The sequence below is a fragment of the Streptomyces sp. NPDC030021 genome (assembly GCF_055574035.1).
Map to the genome: position 1 here is coordinate 86899 of NZ_JBVIAH010000021.1, position 11464 is coordinate 98362.

Below are 11464 nucleotides of genomic sequence, written 5' to 3' on the forward strand. Positions count from 1 at the left end.
GCCGGGCTTACGATGATCACAGGGGGCGCGATCCGTCCCCGCTCACGCTCCGGGGGGATTCGTGACCGAGGTGACCGACCGGCCCGTACGCCGTCCACCGCTCGTCGAGGCCTAGGAATGACGGAGGGGGAGATCAGGGCCTTGGCACAGGAGCTCGTCGCGCTCGACGTGGCGGCCGGGGCGCGGTGGGCGGTGGGTACGGCGCTGGGTGCCGTACGCAGGGTCGGCCGGAGTCGGCCGCTGCCGCAGGACGGCACGGAGCGGGCCGCGCGTGCCGAGCTGTACCAGGTCGCCGCGTGGATCGCCTTCGACGCCGAACGGCACGGCGTCTCGCGGCGGCTCCACCTGCGGGCCCTGGAGCTGGCCCGGAGCGGCCGGGCGGAACGACCGGACGCCGCCGTGGAGCCGCTGATCCTCGCGGTGCTGGCGATGCAGGAGGAGCACCTGGGGCGGCCCGGGAGCTCCTTGCGGATCGCCTCGTCCGTGCTGGCCCGCGAGGCGCTTCCCGGCCGGGTCGCGGCGATCTTCCACGTACGGGCGGCGCGCGCGCTGGCCCGCATGGGGAACGGGCCGCGAGCCCGGCGGGCCCTGGGGACCGCCGCCGAGCTCCTCGCCGACCCGCCCACGGACCGGGACCCGGCCTGGGCCTGGTGGTTCGACCGGCACGAACTGGACGGCCACCACGGCCTGGCGCGGGCCGCGCTCGGGGATCTGGACGGGGCTGCCGCCCTCCTCCACGACGCGGCGCACGCCGGCGGTGACGGCGGCCCCGCATACCGGGTGCTGTTCGCCGCGGAGCTCGCCCGGGTGCAGGCCCTGGCGGGTGACTGGCGCGAGGCCGACACGGCCATGGCCGCCCTCATGGAGGGGGTGCCCGCCGTCGGGTCCGTGCGCGCGCTGCGGGTCATGGGCCGGGCCGCCCGGCTCGTCGAGGACGGCCGCCGCGTCCCGCGCCGTACCCGCGACACGGCCCGCCACTTCGCCCTGGCCCTGCGCGACACCGGAACCGGCGCCGGATGAGCAGGTCAGTCGACGCCCAGCAGTCGTCGGCGGTCGCCCGGACTCGATGCGAACTCGGCGCAGGCCGCACGGTGGACGATGCTCCCCTTCTGCATGACGGCGACGTGCTCGGCGACGGAGAGGGCGAGCCCCAGGTTCTGTTCGACCAGGACGACCGTCATGCCCTCGGCGCTCACCTCCCGGATCACCTCCCCCACCTGGGCGACGATCGCGGGCGCCAGGCCGTCGGACGGTTCGTCGAGGAGCAGCAGGCGCGGATTGCCCAGCAGGGCCCGGGCGATCGCGAGCATCTGCTGCTCGCCTCCGGAGAGTTCGTCGCCCCGGTGCCCGAGCCGCTCCCCCAGTCGCGGCAGCAGGCCGAGGATCCGCGCCCGGGTCCACGGCCCGCGCGCGGGACGGCGCCGTGCGGCGATCGCGAGGTGCTCCGCCACGGTCAGCGGGGCGAACACCCGGCGCCCCTGGGGTACGACGCCCACTCCGGCCCGGGCGATGACGTCGACGCGGGCCCCGGCGATCTCCCGGCCGTCGAGGGTGACGCTGCCTTCGTAGGGCCGGACGAATCCCATGACGGTCGAGATGAGGGTGGTCTTCCCGACCCCGTTGCGCCCGAGGACGGCGATGATCCCGCCCTCCTCGGCATCGAGGTCGACGCCGCCGAGGACCACTCCGCCGGCGTAGCCGGAACGCAGGCCGCGTACGCGGAGGAACGGCTTCACGAGGTGACCTCCGTCGTGCCCAGGTAGGCCCGCTGGACCTCGGCGGAGGCCCGCACGTGATCCGGTGTGCCGGTGGTGAGGTGCCGGCCGAGGTGCATGACGGTGACGGTGTCGGCGAGCTCGAAGACCATGTCGAGGTCGTGTTCGATGAGCAGGACGGTCACCTCTTCGGGCAGGGCGGCGATCAGCTCGGTGAGCCGCTCCGTCTCCGCCGGCGACATGCCGGCGGCGGGTTCGTCCAGGAGCAGCAGCCGGGGTTCGGTGGCCAGGGCGACGGCGACCTCCAGTTGCCGCCGTTCGCCGTGCGAGAGGGCGCCCACCGCGAGGTCGTGCCGGTCGGGCAGGCCCACTCGTTCCAGCAGCGTGCGCGCCCGGGCGAGCTCCGTGGCCCTGGCACTCACCCTGCGCCATCCGCCGAGCCCTGTCCCGGTGCGGAGCAGTGCGGCGAGCAGGACGTTCTCCAGCACGGTCTCCCGCATGAAGAGGCTGGAGTGCTGGAAGGTCGCGGCCGTGCCGAGTCCGACCCTGCGGTGCACGGGCAGCCGGGTCACGTCCCGCCCGTCCAGGAGGATGGTTCCGGTGCCGGCCGCCAGGGTTCCGGAGATGAGGCCGAACAGGGTCGACTTTCCGGCGCCGTTGGGTCCGATGATCGCGTGCCGCGCACCGGGGCGCACGGTGAGGGACACCTCGTCGACGGCGGTGAAGGACCCGAAGTGCTTGGACACTCCGCGAAGTTCCAGTAGGTCGAGATCGTTCACGCCGTCCTCTTCCGGCTCGGCTGGTGCGGGAGCCGTACGCCGGCCAGTCCGCGGGGCAGGGTGTACACGGCTGCGACGAAGAGCAGGCCGAGCAGCAAGGGGCCGCGTCCGGCGACGGCTTCGAGGTTGCCGAGGTAGTCGCGGGTGAGCCAGATGAGCGCGGCCGCGGCGCAGGTCCCCCGGATCGAGCCCGCACCGCCGATGACCACGGCCAGCAGTGCGAGGGCGGCGATCTCGAAGCCGGCGTCGCCGGGCGAGACGAAGCGCTGCACCGAGACCCACAGCGAGCCGGCCGCGCCGGCGAGCGCCGCGGCGCCGCAGTAGACAGCGAGGGCGTACCGCCGCGTGGGGTAGCCGATCGCCTTCATGCGGGGCTCGTTGTCGCGGATTCCGCGCAGGGCGAGGGCGAAGGGGGTCGAGCCCAGGCGGGTGACGGCCGCAAACAGGAGCAGGAAGACGGCCAGTACGTAGAAGTAGACCAGCCCGTCGAGCTCCAGCGCGGGGGTGCCGGGCAGTGGCACCACGGGCGGGACACCGGATATCCCGTCGGTGCCGCCCGTCACCGGCTTCCAGTTGACGGCGGCGCTGTAGACGATCTCGCCGATGGCCAGCGTCAGCATGAGGAACACCACGCCGCGGGCCCGGACGGCGAGCCACCCGGTGGGCACGGCCACCAGCGCGGAAGCCGCGGCGGCGATGAGGAGTTGGAGCGGTCCGACGTCGGTGAGGCTCTTGGCGGTGATCGCCGCGGCGTAGGCGCCGACGCCGAAGTAGGCGGACTGGCCGAGGGTCGGCAGCCCGGTCAGCCCGGTGAGCAGGTTCACGCTCAGCGCGAGCAGGGTGAACACCAGGATCCGCGACAGGGTGGCGACGGCGTACGGGCCGAGCAGGAAGGGGGCCAGGGTGAGGCCGAGGAGCACGGCGGTGCCGATCGCCCGGGATGCCATGGGTGTGCTCATGTGCGTACCGCCGACGCGACCAGGCCGTGCGGGCGGACCACGAGCACCGCCAGCATGGTGCCGAAGAGGAGGAAGGGCGCGTACTGCGGGAGCAGTGCCACCCCGAGCGTCTGGACCTGGCCGATGAGCAGTGCCCCGGCGAGGGCGCCGCGCACCGATCCGAGGCCGCCGACGACCACGACGACGAGCGAGAGGACGAGCACGCTCTCGTCGACGCCCGGCCCGGGGCCCAGGATCGGCGCACCGAGGACACCGCCGACCGCTGCCAGGCCGGCGCCGAGCGCGAAGACCCCGTAGAGCACCTTGCGGATGTCGACGCCCTGGGCGCGGACCATGTCGCGGTCGGCGACGGTGGCCCGGACGAGGGCTCCGAGCGAGCTGCGCTCGAAGACCAGGTGGACGAGGACGGCGAGGCAGGCCGCGACGGCGATGAACACCAGCCGGTACACCGGATAGGTGTGGCCGAGCAGGTCCACCGTCCCGCGCAGCGGTGCCGGCGGGTCCGTGGGCAGCACCTCCCCGCCGAAGGCGGCCGCGAGGAGGTCGGCGACGATGAAGGTGATGCCCAGGGTGAGCACGGCCTGGTCCAGGTGCCCGCGCCGGGCCAGCGGCTGGGTGAGCCAGGTCAGTGCCACTCCCCCGAGGGCGCCCACCAGCGCGCCGGCCACAAGGGCGAGGAGCAGGCCCGGAAGGGTTCCGTCGGAGAGTGCGTAGGCGGTGTAGGCCCCGCCGAGGTAGAGCGTGCCGTGCGCCAGGTTGAGGACGTCCATCATGCCGAAGACCAGGGAGAGGCCGACCGCGATCGTGAACAGCAGCAGTCCGAACGCGATCCCGTCGACGACGCTGACGAGGTTGCCGTCCAGCCATCCGGCCATGTCAGCCGCCCAGCCGGCCGAGGTCGCCGGCGACGGTGTTGGCGCCCAGCTTCACCTCGCGCAGGTACCAGGGCTGGATCGGTGTGCCGCCGCTGTTGAACCGCCAGGTGCCCCGCGGGCTGTCGATGTCCCCCACCGTGGAGATGGCGGTGTTGACGGTCTCCGGGGTCACGTTTCCACCGGCTGCCTCGATCGCCTTGTCGAGCACCTGCGCCGCGTCCCATGAGGCCATCGCGTAGGTGGTCGGGTCCGTGCCGTGGGCGGCCCGGTAGGCCGGCGCGAACTGCCGGTTGGCGGCGTTGTCCAGGTCGGCGCTGTAGTTGAGGGCTGTGAGGACGCCTTCGGCCGCGTCCCCCTGTCCCTTGAGCACGCCGCCCTCGGTGAGGAAGCCGGGTGCGTAGAGCGGGATCTTTCCGGCCAGTCCGAAGTCGCGGTACTGCTTCACGAAGTCGACGGCCGCGCCGCCGGCGTAGAAGCAGAAGACCGCCTTCGCCCCGGAGTTCTCGATCTGGGAGAGGTAGGGCTGGAAGTTCTTGGTGCCCGGGAACGGCGTGTACACCTCCTCCCCCGCGATCTTGCCGCCGGCGGGCAGGAAGGTGGACTTGAAGCCCTCGATCTCGTCCTTGCCGGCCTGGTAGCCCGCGGCGACGAGGAAGACCGGGCCCCCGGCCCGCTCGGCGACGTGTTTGCCGAGCGCCTTGCCCGGCTCGTCGTTGACGTACGAGGTGCGCCAGATGTATTTGGTGCCGGTCAGTGTCGTGGGCGAGGCGTTCGAGCCGACGAGCGGGATCCGGCTGGTCTCGAACAGGTCCTTGACCCCGTTGACGGTGGCCGAGCTCACCACTCCGCTGACCGCCAGGACCCGGTCCTGCTTGACGAGCTTCTCCGCCGCCGCCTTGCCCGAGTCGGCCGTCTCCCCCTCGTCCGCGATCACTATCTGCACCTCGCGGCCGCCGAGCCTGCCGCCGTGCTGCCGGAGGTAGAGCTCGAAGCCCTGCTTCATGTCGTCGCCGAGTGCCTTGTAGGTCCCGGACTGCGGGACGAGGAGCCCGATCTTCACGGGCCCGGTCTGCTTGTTGTCGTCACCCGTGCCCAGGCTCGCACCGCCGCATCCGGTGGCCAGCAAGAGGCCTGTGGTGACGGTGATCAGAACCAGGGGGCGAAACCGACCTGCCATGGAGACTCCGTACGTTGTCAACCGGTCTTCGCGGACCGGATGGTGCTCCTGAGGTGACACGTGTCTATCGCGTCATTACGACGCTCGTCAAGACTTCGCAAGATAGACGCCCGAGAGTCGCCGCGCCCCTTGACCCGCGCCTCACGTATGCCGTAGCACTAGCCATCGTCAATTTCGCGCCATATCACTTCGGTGGGCGAATCCACGATCCGTCAGGGAGTGAAGCACCATGACCGACGATCCATCACGGCGCAGAATCCTCCGGAACACCGGGGTGCTGACCGGCGCCGCACTGCTCACCGGAATCCCCGGCGGACCGGCCGGCACGGCGCAGGCCGCACCGCCAGCGGGCGGGTCCTCGCCCGTCGTCGAACTGCCCGCGGGCCGGCTGCGCGGAGCCGTCGAGGGCGGGCTCACCGTGTTCAAGGGCGTGCCCTACGCGGCGCCCCCCGTCGGAGCCCTGCGGTGGCGCCCCGCCCAGCCCCATCCCGGCTGGGCGGGAACGCGTGACGCGACCGCCTTCGGGCCGAGCGCCCCGCAGCTCTACCGGGAGGGCGGCGACGCGGTGCTCGGCACCCACGGCACTCCCCCCTTCAGCGAGGACTGCCTGACGCTCAACGTATGGACGCCCGGAGCCGATGACGCCCGGCGGCCGGTGATGGTCTGGATCCACGGCGGTGGCTTCATCTCCGGATCGGGCTCCCTGCCCAACTACTCCGGCGAGACCTTCGCCCGCAACGGCGACCTCGTCGTCGTGACCCTCAACTACCGTCTCGGCCCGCTGGGATACCTCTACTTCGGTGAGGACGGCGCCGGCGGGAACTTCTGGTTCACCGACCAGCTCGCCGCACTGCGCTGGGTACGGGACAACATCGCCGCGTTCGGCGGCGACCCGGACGACATCACCCTCGCCGGACAGTCCGGGGGAGCGCTGTCCGTGGCGGCGCTCGCCGGGGCCCGGCCCGCCGGCCGCCCGCTGTTCCGGCGCGCCATCCTGCAGAGCCCGCCGCTCGGCCTGCAGATCCCCACCCGCGCGGAGTCACTGCAGCGCAGCGCCGTCTACCTCGACATCCTCGGCGCCAAGAACGTGGCGGAACTGCGGACGCTCCCCTGGCCCCAGCTGGTCGGTGCCACGATCGAGATGTTCCGGAGGACCGGACGCTGGGGGTACTGGTCGACGCCGTTCCTGCCGGTGCTCGACGAGGTGACGCTGACCCGCGGCCCGGCCGATCTGCTGCTCAGCGGGCCCGGGGCGGACATCGACCTCCTGATCGGGTGGACCAGGGAAGAGGCCGCCTTCGCGTTCGCGCTGAGCGAGCCGTACGCCGCCGCCACCAAGGAGCAGGTGCTCGGCAGAGTGCGGGACACCTTCGGGGCCCGGGCGGCGGAGGCCTACACCGCGTACGAGGAGGCCCGGCCGGGGGCCCGCCCGGTCGACGTGCTCATGGACCTGATCGGCGACGATCTGTTCCGCATGCCCGGCATCGACCTGGCCGAGCGGCGGGCGGCCCGCGGCCGGCCGGTCTGGGCGTACCAGTTCGACCTCCCGACGCCCGCGCACGGCGGCCAACTGGGCGCGGCGCACTGCCTGGAGCTGCCGTTCGTGTTCGACAACTTCGACAAGTGGTCGCAGGCGCCGTTCCTGGCGGGGCTGAATCCCCGGATCCGCGACGGACTCGCCGGGGCCGTGCACGCGTCGTGGATCTCCTTCATCCGGACCGGCGATCCCAACCACCGCCCGATGCCGAACTGGCCACGCTACGAACGCGGTTCCCGGACGACGATGAGCCTGGACTCGGTCACCGGCACCCTCGACGACCTCGCCGGCTACTGGCGGCGCCTGCACCGTCCGACGGCACGGTAGTCCGTCCCTTCCGGTCAGGCCTCGGCCAGGCCGGTGATCTCCTGCACGTGGCGCAGGCTGGGCGGGGCGAGTACCTCGTTCAGCTGCTGGAAGATCTGCCGCGCGGCCACCGCGTTCCAGTCCGCGGGGAGCAGCTCGGCGGGCAGCCCGGGGTCGAGGTAGGGCAGGCGGCGCCACTGGGTGAGCATCGGGACGTAGTGGCGGAAGGCCTCGGCGCCGTCGATGGCGGTCCGCTCGGCCAGTCCCGCGGCGACGGGGCCGTAGGCCTCGGTGAATCCGGCGTACTGCTCCTCGATCGCCGGGAAGTCCCACCACGAGCTGACCGTCCCGGGCAGGTCGCTGAAAGCCGCGTATTCGGCGGCGAACAGGTGCACGTACTCGCTGAGCCCGAGCCGGACGAGCATGTCGCGGGCGTCGCCGAGGAGGCGGCCGGGCGCCAGCCACACGCCCGGGGCGATGTTCCCGAAGCCCAGCCAGGTCAGCCGGGTGCGCAGCTGGTAGCGGTAGGAGCGCTCCGACTCCGGTACGGAGAAGACGGCCATGGCCCAGCCGTCGCTCAGCTTCGCCGGTTCCAGGCTGCCGAAGATGCGCCGGTCGCCCTCGTCGAACACGGGCTGCGCGCCCGGGCTGAGCCGGTACCCGGTGGCGCCCCGGCGTTCCGGTTCGAGGACGCCCTTCTTCTTGAGCCGGGAGATCGCCGAGCGCGCCGCCGGGCCGTCCACGTCCAGCTCGGACATCAGGGTGATCAGGTCGGCGACGGAGATCCAGCCGCCGAGGCGTCGCAGGAACGCCCCGTAGACCGTGTTGATCAACGAGCTGGGCCTGAGGGGACTGTCCGCCATGATCGCCTTCCGTCGTATGCGGTGGTGATCCTATCGACCTGGGCGAACGCGGCACCGCCCAGGTCACGGTCCCCGGCGGCGGGGTCAGAGGCGGGCGGGGTCAGAGGCGGGCGGCCCGCTTCAGCCGGCCCAGGTCCACGAACTTGAAGTCGGTGTCCGTACGGGCCTCCCCGTCGGGTCCCGTGGTGGCGGGGGCGTTGTGGCCGTCCTGGACGACCAGCAGGCCGTTCGGGAACCTCTTGCCCAGCGGTGCGCTGGTGACGGCGGCGCCGTCGCACTCCTGCGAACCGTCCGGCGAGCCGGGCGCCGCACCGTCACCGATGCGGAAGCCGCGGACGTACGCGTTGCCGTGCTCGCGGTCGAAGACGGCGAAGGTGTCGTCACCCTGGCTGGACGCGAGCAGGTAGCCGCCGTGGCCGGGGCGCTTCGGGTCGCGCCAGATGGTCAGGCCCTCCACGTCGGCGGAGACGTGCCGGCCGCCGAAGCCGGGGTCCGCGCCCGCGTCGCACTCCTCCGTCCCGGGGTTCCAGGTGCCGGGCACGCCGAAGGAGCGGACCTTTTCGATGAGGCGGGCGGGCGAGCGCAGGTCGGCGTCGAGCTTCCAGATGCCGACGTCCTCCTGACCCGCGTAGAGGTCACCGGTGTCGGGATCGACGACCATGCCCTCGACCTGGGGCCGCTCGCCCGGTTCGCCGCACGGCGTCCAGCTCTTCCCGTTCGGCAGGGTGAAGGAGGCGGGCAGCGAGGTGGTGCGGACGGTGCGGTAGCCGACCTTGCCCTGGGCGTTCGGCAGCAGTTCGGCCAGTGCGAGGTCGGTGGCGTGGCGCCGGCTGGTGACCGCGTACGAGCGGCCGCTGCGGCGGTCGGTGTAGGCGGCCAGGCCGTAGGCGGTCCGCTGATCGTTGACCTCGTCCTGGCCGCTGGAGAAGACCTGCGGGGCGGCGGCCTCGTCGGTGACGTCGACCAGCGGGGCGGCGGGCCGCTTCGGGTCGATCCGGTAGACGCGCAGCTGGTCGCGGCCGCGGTCGGAGACGACGGCCACGTCGTGGCGGCCGTCCGGGAAGCGGAGTCCGGTGATCAGGTCGACGTTGTTGAAGCGTCCGGGCTTGTCGCCGTCCCTCGGCGGCGCGGGCGCGGGCAGGGCCTGCACCTGGCGTCCGTCCAGGTCGTAGACGCGCAGACCGCCCTCCTTGGCGGTGGCGATGACCAGACTGGCGTCAGGGTTCTTGGCATTGCGCCAGATCGCCGGGTCGTCGGCGTTCGCGTTGCCGCCGGCCTCGTCGTCGAAGAGGGAGGGCGTCTCGACGGAGGCCGCCACCCGGGGCAGCGACGGCGAGGTGCCGCCGTGGGCCGCCTCGGCGTGCGCCGGTCCGGCGATCACGCCCAGGGCCGCCATGGCCGCCGCGGCCACGGCCGGGGTCCGCCTGCTCGGGATCACGCGCATCTTGCCTCCTGTTGGGGGGTACGGGGTGGGGCCGGCCGCGTGGTGGCCGGGGTCTTCCGGCGTTCCGCGGCGGGCCGCCCCCACCGTGAGCCACGTGCGGGTGACGACCATGGAGCAGGTATGACGTGCGCATGACTGAACGGTGAAATCCGGCGGCCCGGGGCGGCCCCGGGGCTTTCCCGGGAGCTTTCTTAGCGGAACGTTAGATCTGCGTGGCGGACCTTGTCCGGGTACGGCGGCCGCCGCATGCTCTGGACACTCCCCCAGCGCCGGGGCAGTTCTACCGTCCCCCATCAGGGAACTTCCGTCTGGAGCCGCCATGTCCCCGTCCGTCGTCATGCCCGCGTCGCCGCCCGGGGACGAGCGCAGGAAGCGCCGTCTCGCCCTGGTCGGCGGCTCGCTCGGCAATCTCGTCGAGTGGTACGACTGGTTCGTCTACGCGAGCTTCGCGATCTACTTCGCCGATTCCTTCTTCCCCGGCGACAACCCGACCACCCAGCTGATGAACACGGCGGGGATCTTCGCCGTCGGCTTCCTGATGCGTCCCGTCGGCGGGTGGATCCTGGGCCGCGCCGCCGACCGGCACGGGCGCAAGAGCGCGCTCACCCTGACCGTCACCATGATGTCGGTGGCCGCCCTGCTGATCGCCGTCGCCCCGACCTACGGCCAGGCCGGGTACTTCGGCGCCCTGGTGCTGCTGCTCGCCCGGCTGCTCCAGGGGATGAGCATCGGCGGCGAGTACGCGGCCAGCGCCACCTACCTGACGGAGGCGTCGGCCCGCAACCGGCGCGGGCTGGGCTCGTCCTTCCAGTACGTGTCGATGACCTGCGGCCAGCTGCTCGGACTGGGCATCCTGATCACCCTTCAGCACACCCTGACAACAGCACAGTTGGAGAGCTGGGGCTGGCGGATCCCGTTCCTCGTCGGGGCGTTGTTCGCGGTGGTCGTCTTCTGGCTGCGGCGCCGGCTGCAGGAGACCGACGCCTTCAAGGAGGAAACGGCGTCGGCACCGGGCGAGGACGCCCACGACGACAGCACGCGCGGCACGCTGAAGGCCCTGTGGCAGTACCGGCGGCAGGCGGGGCTGGTCATGGCGCTCACCCTCGGCGGCACGGTGGCCTACTACACCTACACCACCTACCTGACCAAGTACCTGGTCGGCAGCGCGGGCATGGAGAAGACCACCGCCACGCTCGTCAGCTTCACCGCGCTGACCCTCTTCGCCGTGCTGCAGCCCTTCGCCGGCATGCTGTCCGACCGGATCGGCCGCCGGCCCCTGCTGATCACCTTCGCGGTGGGCTGCACCGTCGGCACGTACCCGATCATGACCGCGCTCGGATCGGCGTCCTCGTACTGGTCCGCGCTCGGGCTGTCCCTGCTGGCCCTGGTCATCATCACCGGCTACACGTCCATCAACGCGGCGGTCAAGGCCGAGCTGTTCCCGACCCGGGTGCGCGCGCTGGGCGTGGCGCTGCCGTACGCGATCGCCAACGCGCTGTTCGGCGGCACGGCGGAGTACGTGGCCCTGTGGTTCAAGAACAGCGGGCACGAGAAGATGTTCTTCTGGTACGTCTCCGGGTGCGCGCTGATCTCGCTCGTCACCTATGTGCTCATGCCCGACACCCGCAACGCCGCGCTGAGCCGCGCCGAGGCCGAGGCCGACGGCGGGACCGAGCAGGAGCGGCCGGCGGCGGCTCCCGCCGAGGCGGCCCGCTGATCCGACCCGGTGAACCGGCGCGCCGGCTCCCGTAAGCTGCTGCGCCGGGTCACGGGGATCCGGACACGGAGGCTCCGGTCATGGGGCCTCCG

General features: G+C 72.3%; 10 protein-coding genes. 3 read left to right on the forward strand and 7 right to left on the reverse strand.

Features of this window, described 5'->3' with window-relative positions; all coding sequences use genetic code 11:
- Positions 1–141: 141 nt before the first annotated feature.
- A complete protein-coding gene (locus ACZ4YL_RS32820) occupies positions 142–1020 on the forward strand; it encodes a hypothetical protein (RefSeq protein ID WP_468121446.1) in 879 nt (292 codons plus the stop codon).
- A 5-nt stretch (positions 1021–1025) separates the two neighbouring features.
- On the opposite strand, the gene ACZ4YL_RS32825 is transcribed toward ACZ4YL_RS32820, so the two are convergent.
- Genes ACZ4YL_RS32825 through ACZ4YL_RS32845 form a run of 5 tightly spaced genes read right to left on the reverse strand, consistent with a single transcriptional unit; the run spans position 1026 to position 5505 of the window.
- A complete protein-coding gene (locus tag ACZ4YL_RS32825) occupies positions 1026–1736 on the reverse strand; it encodes an ABC transporter ATP-binding protein (RefSeq protein WP_468121447.1) in 711 nt (236 codons plus the stop codon).
- Positions 1733–2494 carry an ABC transporter ATP-binding protein gene (locus tag ACZ4YL_RS32830; protein ID WP_468121448.1) on the reverse strand — a complete coding sequence of 254 codons (762 nt, stop codon included), beginning with the start codon at positions 2492–2494 and terminating at the stop codon, positions 1733–1735. Before ACZ4YL_RS32830 ends, ACZ4YL_RS32825 begins: the two co-directional genes overlap by 4 nt.
- A complete protein-coding gene (locus ACZ4YL_RS32835) occupies positions 2491–3441 on the reverse strand; it encodes a branched-chain amino acid ABC transporter permease (protein ID WP_468121449.1) in 951 nt (316 codons plus the stop codon). Before ACZ4YL_RS32835 ends, ACZ4YL_RS32830 begins: the two co-directional genes overlap by 4 nt.
- Positions 3442–3449: 8 nt before the next feature.
- The gene (locus tag ACZ4YL_RS32840) at positions 3450–4328 is read right to left on the reverse strand and encodes a branched-chain amino acid ABC transporter permease (protein ID WP_468121450.1); all 879 of its coding nucleotides are present in this window, start codon (positions 4326–4328) and stop codon (positions 3450–3452) included.
- 1 nt (position 4329) lies between these two features.
- Positions 4330–5505, reverse strand: a complete 1176-nt coding sequence (locus tag ACZ4YL_RS32845) for an ABC transporter substrate-binding protein (RefSeq protein WP_468121451.1) — start codon at positions 5503–5505, stop codon at positions 4330–4332.
- Between the two features lie 229 nt (positions 5506–5734).
- Here ACZ4YL_RS32845 and ACZ4YL_RS32850 point away from each other — a divergent pair, with 229 nt between their 5' ends.
- Positions 5735–7369 (forward strand): carboxylesterase/lipase family protein, encoded by a 1635-nt coding sequence (locus tag ACZ4YL_RS32850; protein WP_468121452.1) that lies wholly within the window; start codon positions 5735–5737, stop codon positions 7367–7369.
- Positions 7370–7383: 14 nt separating this feature from the next.
- Here the strand turns inward: ACZ4YL_RS32850 and ACZ4YL_RS32855 are convergent, their stop codons facing one another.
- Together ACZ4YL_RS32855 and ACZ4YL_RS32860 are read right to left on the reverse strand one after the other, a co-directional pair.
- Positions 7384–8211: a PaaX family transcriptional regulator gene (locus ACZ4YL_RS32855; RefSeq protein ID WP_468121453.1), complete on the reverse strand. Its 828-nt coding sequence runs from the start codon at positions 8209–8211 to the stop codon at positions 7384–7386.
- A 100-nt stretch (positions 8212–8311) separates the two neighbouring features.
- Positions 8312–9655, reverse strand: coding sequence for a phytase (locus ACZ4YL_RS32860; RefSeq protein ID WP_468121454.1), 1344 nt, complete (start codon positions 9653–9655; stop codon positions 8312–8314).
- 337 nt (positions 9656–9992) lie between these two features.
- Here ACZ4YL_RS32860 and ACZ4YL_RS32865 point away from each other — a divergent pair, with 337 nt between their 5' ends.
- The gene (locus tag ACZ4YL_RS32865) at positions 9993–11372 is read left to right on the forward strand and encodes an MFS transporter (protein WP_468121485.1); all 1380 of its coding nucleotides are present in this window, start codon (positions 9993–9995) and stop codon (positions 11370–11372) included.
- Positions 11373–11464 lie beyond the last annotated feature (92 nt).